Source organism: Dendronalium phyllosphericum CENA369, assembly GCF_016056275.1.
Taxonomy (GTDB): Bacteria; Cyanobacteriota; Cyanobacteriia; order Cyanobacteriales; family Nostocaceae; genus Dendronalium; species Dendronalium phyllosphericum.
This window is the reverse complement of sequence record NZ_JAECZA010000013.1, coordinates 21,092-38,214: the sequence shown is the minus strand read 5'-3', so window position 1 is coordinate 38,214 and position 17,123 is coordinate 21,092. Positions and strand designations below refer to the sequence as shown.

At 41.3% G+C, this 17,123-nt stretch carries 15 protein-coding genes and 1 pseudogene; 7 read left to right on the top strand and 9 right to left on the bottom strand.

Features of this window, described 5'->3' with window-relative positions; translation table 11 throughout:
• Positions 1–6: 6 nt before the first annotated feature.
• Positions 7–933 (bottom strand): cobalamin-binding protein, encoded by a 927-nt coding sequence (locus I8752_RS05625; RefSeq protein ID WP_214431346.1) that lies wholly within the window; start codon positions 931–933, stop codon positions 7–9.
• Between the two features lie 412 nt (positions 934–1,345).
• Between I8752_RS05625 and I8752_RS05620 the strand changes: the two genes are divergently transcribed.
• The gene (locus I8752_RS05620; protein WP_214431345.1) at positions 1,346–1,552 is read left to right on the top strand and encodes a hypothetical protein; all 207 of its coding nucleotides are present in this window, start codon (positions 1,346–1,348) and stop codon (positions 1,550–1,552) included.
• A gap of 111 nt (positions 1,553–1,663) precedes the next feature.
• On the opposite strand, the gene I8752_RS05615 is transcribed toward I8752_RS05620, so the two are convergent.
• Positions 1,664–1,912 (bottom strand): hypothetical protein, encoded by a 249-nt coding sequence (locus tag I8752_RS05615; protein ID WP_214431344.1) that lies wholly within the window; start codon positions 1,910–1,912, stop codon positions 1,664–1,666.
• A 250-nt stretch (positions 1,913–2,162) separates the two neighbouring features.
• Here I8752_RS05615 and I8752_RS05610 point away from each other — a divergent pair.
• A pseudogene (locus I8752_RS05610) lies at positions 2,163–3,746 on the top strand (hybrid sensor histidine kinase/response regulator); the annotation flags it as partial.
• Positions 3,747–3,844: 98 nt separating this feature from the next.
• Here the strand turns inward: I8752_RS05610 and I8752_RS05605 are convergent.
• Positions 3,845–4,282, bottom strand: a complete 438-nt coding sequence (locus tag I8752_RS05605) for a GNAT family N-acetyltransferase (protein ID WP_214431342.1) — start codon at positions 4,280–4,282, stop codon at positions 3,845–3,847.
• A 78-nt stretch (positions 4,283–4,360) separates the two neighbouring features.
• Positions 4,361–7,336, bottom strand: a complete 2,976-nt coding sequence (gene pruA, locus I8752_RS05600; RefSeq protein ID WP_214431367.1) for an L-glutamate gamma-semialdehyde dehydrogenase — start codon at positions 7,334–7,336, stop codon at positions 4,361–4,363.
• A 367-nt stretch (positions 7,337–7,703) separates the two neighbouring features.
• Between pruA and I8752_RS05595 the strand changes: the two genes are divergently transcribed.
• The 5 genes from I8752_RS05595 (at position 7,704) to I8752_RS05575 (ending at position 11,831) form a co-directional block, all read left to right on the top strand.
• Entirely contained in the window at positions 7,704–7,964 is a 261-nt protein-coding gene (locus I8752_RS05595; RefSeq protein WP_214431341.1) for a hypothetical protein, read from the top strand.
• Positions 7,965–8,288: 324 nt separating this feature from the next.
• Positions 8,289–9,113, top strand: a complete 825-nt coding sequence (locus tag I8752_RS05590; RefSeq protein ID WP_214431340.1) for an SDR family NAD(P)-dependent oxidoreductase — start codon at positions 8,289–8,291, stop codon at positions 9,111–9,113.
• The gene (locus I8752_RS05585) at positions 9,097–10,467 is read left to right on the top strand and encodes a flavin-containing monooxygenase (protein ID WP_318780814.1); all 1,371 of its coding nucleotides are present in this window, start codon (positions 9,097–9,099) and stop codon (positions 10,465–10,467) included. The genes I8752_RS05590 and I8752_RS05585 overlap by 17 nt, the downstream gene beginning before the upstream one ends.
• Before the next feature lie 8 nt (positions 10,468–10,475).
• The gene (locus I8752_RS05580; protein WP_214431339.1) at positions 10,476–11,156 is read left to right on the top strand and encodes an HD domain-containing protein; all 681 of its coding nucleotides are present in this window, start codon (positions 10,476–10,478) and stop codon (positions 11,154–11,156) included.
• A 255-nt stretch (positions 11,157–11,411) separates the two neighbouring features.
• A complete protein-coding gene (locus tag I8752_RS05575; protein WP_214431338.1) occupies positions 11,412–11,831 on the top strand; it encodes a helix-turn-helix domain-containing protein in 420 nt (139 codons plus the stop codon).
• 124 nt (positions 11,832–11,955) lie between these two features.
• Here I8752_RS05575 and I8752_RS05570 read toward each other — a convergent pair whose 3' ends face one another.
• From I8752_RS05570 to I8752_RS05550, 5 genes are all read right to left on the bottom strand, one after another.
• Complete coding sequence (locus I8752_RS05570; RefSeq protein ID WP_214431337.1) at positions 11,956–12,723, bottom strand: phycobilisome rod-core linker polypeptide; 768 nt, start codon at positions 12,721–12,723, stop codon at positions 11,956–11,958.
• A 197-nt stretch (positions 12,724–12,920) separates the two neighbouring features.
• The gene (locus I8752_RS05565; protein ID WP_225895458.1) at positions 12,921–13,508 is read right to left on the bottom strand and encodes a hypothetical protein; all 588 of its coding nucleotides are present in this window, start codon (positions 13,506–13,508) and stop codon (positions 12,921–12,923) included.
• Positions 13,471–14,103, bottom strand: a complete 633-nt coding sequence (locus I8752_RS05560) for a phycobiliprotein lyase (RefSeq protein ID WP_214431336.1) — start codon at positions 14,101–14,103, stop codon at positions 13,471–13,473. The genes I8752_RS05565 and I8752_RS05560 overlap by 38 nt, the downstream gene beginning before the upstream one ends.
• Before the next feature lie 140 nt (positions 14,104–14,243).
• A complete protein-coding gene (crtB, locus tag I8752_RS05555) occupies positions 14,244–15,134 on the bottom strand; it encodes a cyanoexosortase B (RefSeq protein ID WP_214431335.1) in 891 nt (296 codons plus the stop codon).
• A 195-nt stretch (positions 15,135–15,329) separates the two neighbouring features.
• Positions 15,330–16,520 carry a DegT/DnrJ/EryC1/StrS family aminotransferase gene (locus I8752_RS05550; protein ID WP_214431334.1) on the bottom strand — a complete coding sequence of 397 codons (1,191 nt, stop codon included), beginning with the start codon at positions 16,518–16,520 and terminating at the stop codon, positions 15,330–15,332.
• Positions 16,521–17,123 lie beyond the last annotated feature (603 nt).

Below are 17,123 nucleotides of genomic sequence, written 5' to 3'. Positions count from 1 at the left end.
TGTTTCTTACAAAACTTCCCAAGCTACTCCTTTATAGCCATATTCAAAAATTTCGGGATGCAAAATTTCTGCCAAAATTTCTAACGAATCTACTAATCGCGGCCCTGGACGGTTGAAGTAGGAATTTCCATCAGTAATGTAGACTCTACCAGTTTGGGTAGCGTGGAGTTTTTGCCACTCTGGACGTTGAGCTAATAACTGGGCTTCTTGGCGAGTACGATTTAAATCAAAGCCGCAAGGCATAAAAATTATCGCATCTGGATTACTTACTATTAAAGTCTCCCATTCCAACTGAGGCGAAGGCTTGCCTGTAGCGCCAAATAGTGATTGTCCTCCCGCTAAGTTGACTAATTCGGGAATCCAATTCGCGCCGGTCATTAAAGGATTAGTCCACTCGATGCAAGCAACTGTGGGAATTTCCGTTAAAGAAAGTCCTTGAATTTTGTGTTGACAAATTTTAACACGAGCTTCTAAGTTTTCTAGCACCTTTACTGAGTCAACATCAAAGGCATTACCCACTCGTTCAATATCATTCCAAACATCTTGGAGAACATTGGGTTGTAAAGAAATAATCTCAGGAGAACTATGGGTTAGGTCAGCAACTGCTTTTTCAACTTCTGAGAAACTGACGGCACAAACATCACACTGGTCTTGAGTGATAATGTGGGTAGGCTGTAATTGCTCTAAAACATCTGTTTTAATTTGATAAATACTGAGAGCAGATTGCAATAAATTATTTACCTCATCGTTAATTTCGCTACTGGGAGCATTGGAATTTAAACGTGCTTGGGTACAAACAGGGCGATTTTGAATTTCTGGAGGATAATCGCATTCGTGCGATCGCCCAACAATTGCATCTGTCAACCCTAATGTAGCTAAAATCTCCGTTCCACTGGGAATCAAGGAAACAATTCTTACACTACTATTTTTCATTCTCCACCTCCACAACAGTCGCTATTACCTCAATTCTTACAAACTTTGACGTTTGCAGTATCTTTCTGTAGAGGAATGCCTGCATAGTCTAGTAGTCAATGCTGAAGAAATTTTTATATGTCTCAAATAGCTTGATGACTGTCGCTTTTTTGACAAAGTACTTTATAAATATCAGTTTGACATGTAAAATAATTAACGTTATTCAAATTTTGCGATCTTCATACAGAATTGGTATTACTCATTGCTTGGTTAAAACCTGTACTTGTTAGCTGCCCCCTGCCTCATCCCAACAATAATTATTTACGCCGACCTACTGATTTATTAATTTGCAAGTCCTTTGAAGTGTTAGCCCTAGATTTATTCATTAGGAGTGATGCGAGGTTAGTGTCTAAAGTGTTATCTAAATACAAGTATGAATGACACTATTAAGGCTACCTCTTTACTAGAGTTTCAGATGGTTCAAGCTCAAAAATTTCTGGAGGCTGTGCATACTTTGGATACGCATTTTCTAGATTTAGCTATATTAAAATTATTCTTAAAAAATAGTAAAGAGTTAATAATTATCTCTCTTGTGTATGGTTGTGAGGTCGCACTCTTGCTGGGAGACTTATTATTTTGACCTTTTGTCGTAGCAAGTGGTGTTTTCCTAATGCTCCTTGAATAATTTTAAGAGCGAGTCAAGGAGATTTCTTGCTGGCTTGAAATATGGCGTTTGTAGCGATCGGCAATTTCAAGAATAAAGTTGTTGAACTAATTGATAGTTCGGGAGTTTGCCAGCGACAGAAAGTAGAGTAACACCGCTGTTGAGGTCTGATGCTACTTCCCGTCTGAGTGATGCTTCTTCTCGCAAAAACAGACCGACGCGTAACTCGCTTCTACCTAAGAGTACATCGCTAATGCCACTTGTTCTATGTATGTATGGAAATTCCCAGCTAGACTTACTGCAACAGAGTGACTTCCTGAGTAGAGGAAGTGCCATCTAAGATAGTAACTCCCCCACAAAGTAGTTTTTACCCGAACGCCAACACTAAAACCTAAACTTTAATGAAAAAAATATACTTTCCGGCTGAGGAAAACCCTGTGAAGTATTTGTAGTTATAAGAAAGATTTTTACTTTCCCCATAGACCTACAAGGTCACGTAGTCTCTTTCCAGGGGTAACAGATGCAGGTAATGGTAGTCAAAAATATTACAAAACACCAGCAAGTTCAAGAAGCTTTGCAAATTGAAACACTGGCAGTAGAAGCCAGCGAGCGAAACACTGCACAGGAAGCACTACAAACAAGCGAGGCGCAATTTAGAGCGATTTTTGAGCGTTCCACTATTGGTATCGGACTGATAGATATGAAAGCAAAAATAGTGGATGTTAATCCCGCACTATCTCAAATGCTGGGTTACACTTGCCAAGAGTTGTGTGGCAAGCGTTTCATAGATTACATTTCACACCAAAGAGGAGATTTAGCACTTTACAGACAACTAATTTCCGGAATACAGGTGGACGCAAAGCAGCTTTTAACCAGACATCGCGTTGAAATAGAAAGACGTTTGTTGCATAAAGATGGGGGATTAGTTTGGACTCGCCTCTCTGTTTCTATAATTCCAGGTTGTAATAATCAGCCAGAGTTTTTTCTGGCAATGGTTGAGGATATTACTGAACGCAAGCAAACAGAATTGAAACTACGCACTTCTCAAGCAGCAGCAGAAGCTGGTAGTCGAGCGAAAAGTGAATTTTTAGCAACCATGAGCCACGAACTAAGAACCCCTCTCAACGCAATTATGGGGTTATCGCAATTGTTGCAACAAGAAATAGTAGGCTCTTTGAATGAGAAACAGAAAGAATATATAAGTTGTATATATGGTAGTGGCGAACACTTGTTAGCAGTGATTAACGATATCTTAGATTTGTCTAAGGTAGAAGCAGGAAAAGAAGAACTATCTTTTATACCTTTATCAGTACCAGAGTTATGCGGTTATGTTTTATCGACAGTGCGCGATCGCGCTGTGGAAAAAGGATTACTACTCGATAGTAAAATCGATCCCAAAGCCGAGATTTGCATGGCTGATGCACGGCGGATCAAGCAAATGCTAGTGAATTTACTAAGTAACGCCGTTAAATTTACCCCAAGTGGTCGGGTATCTTTAGAAGTGAAAAAAGTACCTGAAGGCATTAATTTCATAGTTTCAGATACTGGTATTGGTATTGATTCAAATCAGTTTCAATTTTTATTTGAACCGTTTAAACAACTAGATAGTCGATTAAATCGCCAGTACGAAGGCACTGGTTTAGGTTTAGCTTTAACACGTAAGTTAGCACGTTTGCATGGTGGAGATGTAACATTTGTCTCAACTTTGGGAGAAGGCAGTGAGTTCACTCTATTTTTACCAAATCGAGTAGATAGCAAAGATGAAGAAGATAAGGCAGTAATATCATCTTCTATCTCTACTACCAAAAAACGCATTTTGCTTGTGGAACAAGAAGAAAACACTGGCATATTTTTACAAGATTATCTTGAGATAATCGGCTATCAAGTAGATTGGCTCAAAAATGGAAATAGTTTTTTGGAAAAGGTACGAACTCTCAAACCAGATTTAATTTTTCTAGATGGAGACTTAGCAGGAAATATTAGCAGTTGGAATTTATTGAAACAACTTAAAGAAAAACCCAAACTGCAAAATTTACCTGTAGTAATAACCAGTGCGAATCAACCTGATTTACAAGAACTTAGTAGTTTGCAGATTAGTGCTAACGAATATCTCCTAAAACCAATTCGTATAGCTAAATTAGAAAAGATGCTCAAGCAATATTTAAAATAATTCCGGGCTTACACCCAGGGACGGAATATCGAACCACAGCAAGTCTTATAATTGTCGATCGAGCATCGATTGATTAATAAAATATATTTTTAATTTTTTCAGACGGGTAGTTTTTTCCTCATTTTTACATGAAGAATGCCAACCTCCTCAAATAATTCTCCGTTTTCTGTAAAATCTAATTTTTGGTACAAAGGTTTGATATATTCTTGAGCGTGAACCACAACTTCTGGAATATTTTTACTAGATATAACCTCTAATGCCTTTTCGGTAATCTTTTTACCAATGCCTTGTCCTCTGGCTACAGATAGAACAGCTAGTCTTTCTATTTTTGCAGTTTGATTATCCAAATATCTAATTCTGGTAGTACCCACAGCTTTATCTTCTAAATAAGCAATCAAATGGTCAGATATTTCGTCTTTGCCATCAAACTCTAAAGCAGGATCTACCCTTTGTTCTTTTTGAAAAACTGATATTCTAATTGCTTTAATTGCAGCGAATTCTTCAGACGAATCCACAATCTTAATAATTAAGCTCATCAAAATCTCTCTCTCTGTGCTCTCTGTGCCTCCGTGGTTCGATTATAAAAGAAGTAGGGCGTATGCCCTACTACCGATTTAATCTGCACCTTCAATTGGTGCAAAACCTTGACGTTGAATATTTTCTGTCACTGTGCGCGGTTCCAAAAATTGCAGCAGATAATCAGGGCCGCCTGCTTTTGAACCAACACCAGAAAGTTTAAATCCACCAAAAGGTTGCCGTGCCACGATCGCACCTGTAATATTGCGGTTAACGTACAAATTCCCAACTTCAAACTCTTCCTGCGCCTGCTGAATGTGCGAAGGAGTTCTAGAATAAAGTCCTCCAGTTAGAGCGTAGTTAGTACCGTTAGCAACTGCTAATGCTTCGGAAAAGTCTTTAACTTTAATTACCGCCAGTACAGGGCCAAAAATTTCTTGTTGGGCAATTATCCCATTTGCTGGCACTTCACTAAAAATCACAGGGCCGATAAAATATCCCTGTTCTGGTGCTGGTAACTCCAACGCCAATTGTGCTTCTGCTTTCCCTTTTTCAATATACTCGCGGATGCGATCGCGGGCGTTAGCATCAATTACCGGGCCAACTTGGGTACTCGGTAACTCCGCCTCACCAATATTTAAGGATTTTGTCGCCTCCACCAATCGCCGCACAAAAGCATCATAAATTGATTCTTGGACAATTACCCGCGAACATGCAGAACATTTTTGACCGCTGTAACCAAATGCTGATTGCACCACACCGACAACAGCTTGGTCTAGATCGGCACTTTCATCAATAATAATCGCATTCTTACCGCCCATTTCAGCAATTACCCGCTTCATGTGTCTTTGTCCGGGTTTCAGCGTTGCCGCCTCTGCAAAAATTCGACAACCAACTTCTTGGGAACCAGTAAAAGCAATCACATGTGTATCGGGATGATTCACCAAGTAAGCGCCAACTTGCGAACCCTTCCCAGGTACGTATTGAAAGACACCTTGAGGAATGCCAGCAGCTACCAAAATTTCTGTCAATTTCGCCGCAATGATAGAAGATGTTTCCGCAGGTTTAAGCAGCGTACAATTGCCACTTACTAAAGCTGCTACAGTCATACCACAAGCGATCGCTAAAGGGAAATTCCAAGGAGAAATTACCACAGCAATTCCCCGTGGCTGGTAAATATAACGATTTGTCTCGCCTGCAACGTCGTAATTTACACCTTGGTCTAACCGTTCTATTTCATCGGCGTAGTAACGGCAGAAATCTATCGCCTCAGAAACCTCTGCATCTGCTTCCTTGACAGGCTTCCCGACTTCCAAAACTATCCAAGCGGAAAGTTCGGCGCGGCGTTGTTCCATCAAATCGGCAGCTTTTCGTAACACAGCAGCGCGTTGCTTCGCTGGTGTTTTGCGCCAACCAGGAAAAGCCGCTTTTGCAGCTTGCATCGCTTGTTCGGCTTGTTCGACGCTAATGAGTCCAACTTTACCAATTACCTGACTGAAATTAGAAGGATTGAGAGAATCAACACTTTCTTGTGTGTTAACGTACTCCCCATTAATCAGCGGCAAATAACTTTTACCAAATTGTTGGCGAACAGATTGAAAAGCTTCAGCAGCCATCTTTCTTTCTTCCTCTTCTGCATAATCTGTATCCGCCGCGCCAAAGAAGGAAGAGGACGCGGGGACATTTTCATTCTCCGCCTCTTTTAAAACTGGAGGCGCTAATAGTTCTTCAATTGGTCGATTTTCTAGATTTTGTCGGAGAAAAGAACTGTTAGCTGTATTTTCTAACAAACGGCGAATTAAATAAGCCATCCCTGGCAGTAATTCGCCATAGGGACAGTAAACTCTGACGCGATAACCTTTATTAACTAATGCCTTCGCCAACTTATCGCCCATTCCATACAGGACTTGCATTTCAAAACAGCGGCGAGGCACATTTAAACTTTCAGCTATGGCTATGGCGCGGGCTTGCGATCGCACGTTATGGCTACCAATGGCAGAATACACATATTGATGATTTTCTAGCAATAACTGAGTTATCGCTTCAAAATTAGCGTCGCTGGCAGCTTTATCGTTGTAAACTGGCTGCGACCAATGTTTTTGTGCTGCTTTGATAGTTTCTTGATCCCAGTATGCGCCTTTCACCAAACGAATGGTCAGGGGATAACCGCGCTGTTTTAACCAAGCAATTAAATCTTGAGCATCTGCTTCGCTATCGCGCAGATAAGCTTGAATTGTGATGCCAATGTCTGTACGTTGCCTAAACTCTTCTTCTAACAACAATTTTTTGAGAATGTTGAGAGTTAAATCTTTATAGGCATACTGTTCCATATCAAAATGCACAGCTGCGCCTAATTCTTGAGCGCGACGTAAGAGAGTGCGAATGCGATCGCTAACTCGCTCTTCACTACCTTTAGCATCTAATGGGTCAAATTGCGAATAAAACGCCGTTAACTTCACAGAAACCTGAACTTTTGGTAGCGGTTTCCCATCAGCTTCATCAATGGCAGGAATTGTGCTCCAACTTTTCGATGCTTCTACCAATTGTTGCATCAATTCTACATAGCGTTCTAAATAAGATTGCGCTTCTGCTTCGGTAATTACTGCTTCACCTAATAAGTCAATGGTGAAAGCCATTTTTTCTTTTCGCAATCGTTCAACTGTCTTAATTACCTGTTTAATATTTTCCCCAGAAATATATTTATGAGCTAATGTTTCTACAGCTGTGCCAACGGTTGTAGCGGCAACTTGTCCTGGCATTGAATCCGGGTTAGCAAAATTTAATATTCCTTTGAGGGCTGCTGGTAATTCTACAGATTCATCTCCTAAATATTCTTGTAAATGTGCGGCAACTTCTGGTTTACCATGCAACGCTGGTAAAGTATCTATAAAGCGAAATAATTGCACCCGTAAACCGGGGTTACTCATTGCCCAAGCAAGTAATTGATCGTCCCAACGTATGCGATCGCGTAAAGAAGCTAAAAAAGAGCGATTTTCTTGAGTTGCTGCTAAAAGTTGTTTAGCAATTTCTTGAGTTTTAGCTTCGTAGGTGCTTGTTTTTACTTGTAATACCACTGATAATAATCTCCTGCTGAAAGCTGTTCGCCCTTGGCGTTCCCAAAGGGGAGGATAAAGGCTGAAGAATGAATCATAAATTTCACACTTCATTCTTTATTTTGACTCTTTCATCTTGCAGCTACCAGATATAAAACCTAGGTATAGTTACGTTTTGACCGAGGGGATTTTTGCACAAACTGTTAAGAGAACTCCAAAAAATATAGGACTTACGCAAAAACTCTCTGAAACTCTTATAACTTCGTGCACTTTGCGCCCTTTGCGGTTTGTTTTTTCATAATTTTGTGTAAGTCCTGAAATCAATTATTCCGCTTCAAGTTTTGGAAGTTACTAATATCGTTGAGTTCCAAAAAGCGTCGCTTTTTGAATGCAATGGGATGCATTAACAATGTATGGGGATGGATTGGCATTGCAACGCGATGCATTGGCATTGCAGCGATATGCATTAACAATGTATGGGGATGCATTGGCATTGCAGCAATATGCATTAACAATGTATGGGGATGCATTGGCATTGCAGCAAGATGCATTATGGACGGAACGTCCTAACGCACCGAAAATCTTTGGCGGTGCTGTACTCTCACCGAATATACACCCTACAACTGATACCAATTCACCAAAATCTTGATATACATGCAAGAACTTGTAGAGGCTAACGGTTGTTCGCCCTTACACCCGTATTTGCATCATTTATAAAGTGAAATGGTATGATTTTCCGACCCATACCACAAGAAGATTGATGACCAAGCCTCGTTGGGGCGGGGTGTGGGGTGTGAAGTGTGGGGGAAGAAATAGCCCCAACAACCTCTTGGGTACAAGCCCCGTCTTCCCTACACCCTACCCCCTACACCCTCTTCGTGACATCCATTTAGCCTTATTATCTTGTATTCTCAATGCATAAGAACCATGAAACAAGATACTCGCATCAATATTAATAATTTGGTACAAAAATATGACTCAGTTAGATAAGGCAGTTGTGCTGATTACTGGTGCAGCTGGTGGATTTGGACAAGAACTCACCCGACAGTTATTAGAAGCTAATAGCCGACTAATTTTAACTGATTTAGATGAAACAGTTCTAAGCGAAGGAGTAGAAGTTATTCAGCGCCAAGTCGCAACGGGTGAAGTACTAGCTTGCTTGGGTATCGATCTCTCTACTCGTGAGGGATGTGAAATTCTTTATCGTCAGGTGAAAGCACTCAACATCCCTATCGATATTTTAATTAACAATGCCGGGATTGCAGTCTATGGTCGCATGGATGAAATTCCTCAGGAAAAATGGGAACGTCTCATGCAAGTAAATCTGCTAACGCCGATGCGGTTGAGTGCTTTATTTGCTACTGATATGATTGCTCGTCAACAAGGTCACATTGTCAACATTTCATCCTTAGCAGGCTGGTGGGCATTGCCTGGATTAACTCCTTACACAGCTAGCAAATTTGGTTTGCGGGGGTTCAGCGAAGGATTTTTCCATGAAGTAAAAGACTACAATGTAAAAGTCACGGCTGTTTATCCTTTTTTTAGTCGTACCCCAATTCTTCAGTGCGAACGGTTTGGCAGTTTAGGTAAGAGTAGCCATGACTTTCTAGAACATGTAGCAACCGAACCGGCTAAGATCATGCGCGCGACGCTTCAAGGAATTATTCATAATAAATTGCATGTCTTTCCCGATGCCACAGCTAAAAAAGCCCATCTTCTCAAACGATATTTTCCTCAAATAGCGAACTCGATTAATGATGCATTTCTCAGGAGGTTGAAAGGTGGTCAAGGTAAATAGCTTTAATAAAATTGAGAAGATAATCGATACTGCTGACAAGCATCTAATTATTGGGGCTGGTTTTGTGGGATTGGGTATGGCTCAAGCGCTGAAAGCTGCTGATATTCCTTACGATCAAGTCGATGCTAGCGATAATATTGGCGGAAATTGGTATCACGGTGTTTACGAAACAGCACATATTATTTCGTCACGCAAGATTACCCAATTTACTCATTTCCCCATGCCCGATAATTATCCCGACTTTCCGAGCGCGCAGAACATGCGGGATTACTTAAATGCCTTTTGCGATCGCTTTGATTTGCGAGAAAATATCGAACTGAATCGTACAATTAGTTATGCGCAACCAGTTGAAAACAATCTTTGGGAAGTCACCTTTGCTGATGGAGAACAGCGAATCTATAAAGGAGTGTTGATATGCAACGGCCATCACTGGAACAAACGTTTTCCTAAGTTCCAAGGAAAATTTAACGGCGAGATTATCCATTCCAAAGATTACAAACGCCCTAATCAGCTCGTAGGCAAACGAGTTTTGGTTATCGGTGGAGGAAACTCCGCCTGCGATTTGGCAGCAGAAGCGGCTCGTGTGGGAGCTAAATGCGTTTTGAGTATGCGCGAGTCGGTGTGGTTTATCCCCAAGTCATTTGCAGGATTCCCAGTTGCTGATTTGATGAAATGGTGGATGCCACAATGGTTTCAGCGACTTATGGCTTATGCAATTATTCGCCTAAGCTTTGGTACGCACAAAGATTATGGTCTATCCCAACCCAACCATCGAGTTTTTGACAAGCACCCAACTCTCAATAATGAGGTTCCCTACTACATCAAACACGGACGAATCATTCCCAAACCCGCTGTACGTAAACTTGATGGCTGGGAAGTCGAATTTGTCGATGGTAGTCGAGAAGCATTCGACCTAATTGTTTGTGCAACAGGTTATCACGTTGCTTATCCTTTCCTACCTCCAGAACTTCAGCGTATCGAAGGAGCGGTAGTTAAATGCTATGGCGGCTCTTTTTTTGACGATTACAAAGGACTTTATTTTATTGGTTGGGGACAAGCACGAGGCGGAGTCGGTTCGTTAATTGCGGCTTTCGGTTCGCTATTTACCCGTTATCTGAAACTCCAAGATAAAATTAATGTGCCTATTGGTTTAGTCCTGAAAGAAATAGGACAAAAGTTACCACAAAGTCATTTGGCAGATCCCCAGCAGATTTTTAGACAATTAAAGCTGGCCAATTTTTTATTTGATTGGCTTGTGAAAAAAGCACATCAAGTTGATGCTCAACATCCTCACTTTCACAATCAGCCACTTCCTCCCTTGCAAAGTATTCAGCATCAGCCATTAGTACGTTAAAAGTAGCAATGGAGTTATTTGATTACTGGCAACATACACTCCAGTCTTTTGGAGTTGACCTAATAGCAAGCGAACAAGCTTTTACTTCTTTAGTTGAGGCTTATTCTAGCTGCGATCGCCACTATCACACACTAAAACACATTCATCATGTCCTCAACGCAATAGAAACTTTACAAGCCCATGCTAAAAATCTGATTGCTGTGCAGTTGGCGGCGTGGTTTCACGATGTCATTTATGACACTCAAGCTCAAGATAACGAAGAAAGAAGCGCGGAATATGCTGGCGCTGTGCTAAATAGTCTGAACGTTCCACCTACTGCGATCGCAAGTGTCACTCGTCTCATTCTTAACACCAAACACCACCAAGCTGCTGCGGATGACTGTGATAGCCAAGTCCTACTTGATGCAGATTTAGCAATTTTAGCGGCTAACCCAATTCAATATCAGGAATATGCGCGTGCAATTCGTCGAGAGTATGCTTGGGTGTCAGAAGCCGAGTATATTGCAGGTCGCAAACAGGTTTTAGAACGATTTTTGCAGCGCCAGCGCATCTACTTTACGCCCTTGATGTTCGAGACTGCGGAACAATCTGCTCGCTTCAATCTTCAGGCAGAAATTCAAAATCTTTTAGATTTTCAAGCAAAAAATATGTTTATCTTGAGACAAAATACCCAAGCTGACGATACATAAAAAACAAACATTTTCCGGAAAATTAAGGAAGAAATAAAATCCTCAAAAGCAATCGGCTATAAGTTTCAATGCTGTCTTAAAACAAATATTAAAATCTATACAAAAATTACAAAATTTTTTACATAGACCGATATAGCGATAACAAGCTAATATCAAATAAGTCACGAAATTAAAACATAAAAGTAATTGCATTATTGCAAATTAAATGTTTTACAGCTTATCCTATAGATCGCCGTATCCCTTTGATACTGAATAATGCCAGCAAGGTTACAAATAAAATCTGAAGATTGCTCCCCGTTAGGACGGTTAATTCTTCAACATCTGGAAGAACAAGGTATTAGCATGAACCGTCTAGCGGAGTTGTCTGGAATTCCTCAACCCAGGCTGAGAGGAGCCTGCTTTAAAGGAACCTGTCCTACGCCTGAAACCTTGAGAAAGCTGGCTAGAGTAATGGATGTACACCATCTAGAGCTTTACACTCTAGCTTATGAGGGAAGGATTGAAAAACTGCCAGAAGATGCGAACGATAACTCTCTAGATGTACTGATGAGGGAAATGTTTGAGACTGCTAGAGAGATGGGATTAACTCCTCCCACAATTCGTCCTTCTAAAGCCAAAATTCGCAAAGCACTGATGGAGCTAGGGTTTCGCGCAAAAGATGAGGAAAGTGCTTGATTAGTTTGGATGTTAGTTGCGATCGCTCAACGAATACAGTTGAAGCTTGGAAATGGGAAATCATTGACTTCTCATCTCCAAGCTTCAAATTTTGTAAAATCCCCATGAACTAATAGGGATTTACCTAATTTATGCCAGATAACTTGCGATAAGGTACAGATTGTTCAATATTAATGTTCTGTGCCGAAATTTGTTGAGGTTGATTCCCTTGTGGACTTATGCTCTTGGCCATATCCAGGAATAGAGATGGATTGCCTGCTTTCGCTTGCTTGTCTTGGGGAACGTAGCTACGAACAACAGTTTGCCAGATAACTTGTGGGAAGCCCAATTTGCCGCGATAGTATTCATCGTAGCGTGGAGACTTGATGTTGAAAGGCAGTTCACCTTCTGTTCGTCCAGGTAGAACTCGACGACGCTGGAAGGGAACGGTGTCGTATCCAAAGGCTTCTAGGTACTCATCGCTGTTGAGTAAGTCATCGATAAAGCCTTTAACACCCTTTGTTGCCACGACAATTGACCAAGCAAGCTTTTCGCGGTTATCGTAAACATCACGACCGAGGACTCGCTGTACTGTCTGCTCAACAAAGCGATAGTTGTTATTTAAATCGTAGAAACTACGCTTATATGTATTAGACAGCACTAAGCCACGAATGAAGTCTCTGACAGTGATCTGACCGCTGCGGAGTTGGGACTCCAGATAACGTTCGCGATCTGCCGCAAAGGCATAGAAGAAAATCTGACGATATGCCGCTTCGATCAGATTGTCTAGTTCCGTAGAAGAAAGCAGGTTTTGTGTGGAGTAGATCCGGGGTTGCTCATCCCCAGGAACTTCGTACCCGACAACACGCTGATTCTGAGAGGATGGAGAATACTCTAAAAGAGGAATTGCCACGCCGAAAAAACTTCCTTTATTTACAAAATATTTTGCATAATTACTCACAATCATACGGTTAAGGGGGACTTTTATTCGATTTAGTTTAATGAAGCGTTACATATGTTAATTTGATTTTCATCTTCAAGGAATTGGGGATTGGGGATGAGTCGGTGGTCATTTAACATTTTTCTCCCCCCATCTCCCCCTGCTCCTCTTCACCCCAGCCCCTGCCAAAACGCCAACGGGTCTTTAGTAGGGCGGCAGTTGGGGTAAGACCGCAAGCTAGCTTCCATACCAGCTTGCCAGGAGGGAGGTGCGATCGCTAGTCCTAAGCACAGATGAGCCAAAGATTTAGCGAACTCTTGATGATGACCAGGAGAACCAGCATGAGCGTGGGCATATTCGTGCATAACCAATAACCACCAGTCTTCTGGCTGCACTCGTCCTACATCAATCAAGATAGTAATTGGGTTTGTCTGAAGATTACATAGACCATCAATCCCAAAGGATTGAGCGAAGGGAGCCGCAAATATCTGAATTACACACTGTTCCCACGGGTGAAAACAGTCATGGCAAGCTTGGAGATAGGCGTTGAGTTCGGCATTAACCGCATCAATATGATTGCCAATCCAAGTACAGATAGGAATGCGGTTGTCTAGATCGTAAACCACATCCACTATCTCTGGTTCTAAAGCCAAGCTGCGAGCGCCATACAGGTAATCCAACCCACGGGTAAAGGGGTCGGTGCTAGTTGTCAGTAGCAATTTACCAGCCAAAGAAGGAAAAGGATTTTGTCGGTTCAACAGTTTTTTGAATTTGCTCTGGAGTTGGGTTTGAGAGACTAGCCACGTCTGCATTAGAGGCAGCCTCCAAGACATCTGCAATCCGGAATTCAGTACAGAACGTAGCCGTACTGAAGCCACCAAATCGTTTCACAGTACTAGTCCGCATCCGGAGGCTGGGACTGGCAAACCAAAATCGTTCAATCGAACTCATGGTTTCGTACTCAGTTGTTAAGACTAACCCATCTTCCTCATCCATGTGATAGTGACCTGCTACAGGGACAATTTCGGCATAACCCCGCTCCCGTAGCAGCGTTCCCTCCCGTCCATCGGCAGTATCTGGTAACAGTGCAAACACAGTCGAACCTGTGTGGTTTTCTTCTTCTCTATCCCATCCCATTGAACCTTGCCAAGAAACAAAAGCTCCACCAACTGCCAAGCTAGGGCCAAATTCATGGAGATGGCAAATTTCAATAATTTTCGGATCGTCAGCGCTCAAAGTTTCGATCTGAATTTCAGATTCACCTTTTTCAGAGCGTTTGAAGGCCAAGTGATGTGTAGTGCGTTGCGATCGCCACCGCCCAGTACTTAGTTGAAAAAACTCCATTGCATCCATAGATTGAAATCTGACTCCTATCGAGGATATTTCCTAACGTTCAAAATTGAGTAACTCTACCTTCTACATCATAAAACTAGGAGGTAGGAGTCAGTTGTCGTACAGACGCGATTAACCCTTGTCTGTACATGAGTCAGTTGTTATTCCTCTTGCTCCCCCTGTTCTGGAACTACTGAGAAGTAGCTAGTAATTTTATTTAGCAGAGGTACTAATAAAAGCAGCATACAAGCAGAGTAGAGATCGCCGCCCCAACCCTCATGCAACCATTTAAAAGCGGCTTCTTGACCTGTACCGTGAAAGAAAGCTAGTAAAGTGTTACGAACGATATTTGCACTAATGCTAATGATTACGGCAATAGATAAAAACCATGCGATGGTGCGACGTGAAGATAAAGCACCAGTCCAATAAAGTAACATCAAGCTGACGTAGAGAGTAGTAAACAACATTTTTAGCCCCGCACAATAGGGGGCAACTTCTACAATCCGTCCGCCGACATATATATTCATCTCATCGACAGTTACTTCCATACCAAATTGATTTAGTATAAAGCCTGCTGTACCGGCGATGAAGTTTTGTAAAGGCAAGGTGTAAGGAGCAATTAGGTATGGTACTGCTGTTGGAGTTGCTAGAAATACTAGCAGTAGCGGAAAGCCTTGTAATCGGGAGCCCCGTAAGCCTTTGAACCACAAACATAATCCTGCCAATATCGTCGGAAAAGAAAGGTTTACCCACTCTGGAACGCCGCTGAGATAGAAAATTCCTGCCACAAAAAGTAGAACACCACCCAAAGGATGGGTGGTATCTGGCAAACGTTGCCACTTTTTCCGGTTAAGCCAGCTTAGGTAAGCGGCAAACGGTAAACCGATAATACCGTGACTAAAATATTCATGTTCTATACTGATACTTTTGTGCAGCCAACCATCTAGCCAGTGGAGCAAGATAGGAGCATAGAGCAGCACCAAAACGCCTAAAATCGCTATGCTCAGTAATTGTGCCGCGTTTCTATTTCTAAGCTGTTGCTGAAGTGCCATAATTTTTCGGGTTAGTCAGTAGCGCGCTATAACGCGTCTGTATAAAAGTCAGGAGTTAGATTCTGGATTCTGTCTCCTGAATTCCTGCTATCGGTTTAATACTTTTTAATGTTGATTTACTGAATTAAAAACTCAATAACTATTGTCGTTTACTACTGAGGCTAGTGCAATTAGCCTCCATCATAAGTCTTCATTTTATGCAGCCTTACTGCCAACTGAGACAGGAGATTGGTTCGGGTGTAAAGTAGTTGAGACTGAACGAGCGATCGCCAATGTAACTTCTTTAATTTGGCTGCTGCTCAAACCAGGATACATAGGTAACGATAATATTTCCTTTGCCAGCTTTTCTGAGTGGGGAAAGTCTCCTTGTTGATAGCCTAGGTAGGTGAATGCTGGTTGAAGATGGCAGGGGATTGGGTAGTGAATGCCTGTCTGAATTCCCTCTGCTGTTAATTTGTCCTGGATTTGCTGGCGTTCTGACATACAAGATTCATTAACTTTAATTACGTAAAGATGATAAACATGTCCCGAACCGCTTTGATTTTGCACGGGCATAATACCAGAGGCTGCTAGAGGTGCTAACTCATCGTCATACTGCTGGGCAATAGTCAAGCGATCGCGATTCCACTCTGGCAAATATGGTAATTTTTCTAATAATACTGCGGCTTGTAATGTATCCAAGCGACTGTTCGTACCGGATTCAACATGAAAATACTTTTGGGATGCACCATAATTCCGCAAGCGCACCATCTTCTGGGCTACATCTGCATCTCGCGTCAATAGCATCCCGCCATCGCCAAACGCTCCTAAATTCTTGCTGGGATAAAAACTAAAAGCTGCTGCTGTTCCCACCGAACCAGCTCGATATCCATCTCTTTCGGCGAGGTGTGCCTGTGCGGCATCTTCAAAAATTAATAATTTATAAGTATCGGCAAAGTCTAATAGCTGTCGTGGCGATACCATTTGACCGTATAAATGTACCGGAATAATGGCTTTGGTTTGAGGTGTAATTGCCTTGGCGGCTGCTTCCAAGTCAATTAAAGCTGTTTGGGGATCGCAATCTACAAGAATTGGCTTGGCCCCAGCACGTAGCACCCCAATTAATGTTGCAACAAAGGTATTGGCTGGTAAAATCACTTCATCGCCATAACCAATATTGCACGCTTGTAAACCGAGGGCGATCGCATCAGTACCTGAAGCCACACCCACACCAAATTTGGTTCCAGAGGCCGTTGCAAATGCTGCTTCAAAATCTGAAAGTGCCCGCCCTAAAATAAAATCTCCCCGTTCCAATGTGGTATTAATTGCCTGTTGTAGTTGAGTTTGAATTGGCAGGTGTTGTAACTTCAGGTCTACAAAAGGAATTCTTACAGTCATTTGATTCATTGCCAGTTAGCCTTGAAATTATATATTAAACTTTGTTCGCTACCGTCATTATCCATTTATGGCTTAATCAGAACATTTCGACAAATACTAATCGTGAAAAATTAATGAATTTTTGATGATTTTCAATTTATAATATTTACTGAAAAACATTTATCGACTTTTCAATAAGGCATTTTAAGTTGGCATTTTTATTTCTTTGCCAAAATTATAGTTTTATGCTTGATAAAGATTCGTCGATCGGTCAATTATTGTTAGGTAAAAAAGATGAACTGTTTTTCTGAATAAACAAGATTATTTCCTCAATAATTGGAGATTTTTCCACAATTAAAAGGTCAAAAATTTAATAATATTGCTACTTCAAATGTGAATTTAGCATAAGACTAAATTATTAATTTAAAATTAAAAATAATTCAATAGTTTAGTTTTTATATAAATTAATCTCCGGTTTTATACTTAGGAGTAAAAGACTTTAGTTTTTTAGTTGACCAGTAATTTTAAGCAAGTCGAGATTAAGCGTAGAGACTAAACAATCATCACTTGATAATGACACAAGCTTTTTCATCTATCCTTAGCGTTATAGTACCCTAGTTGCATTTGAAACTA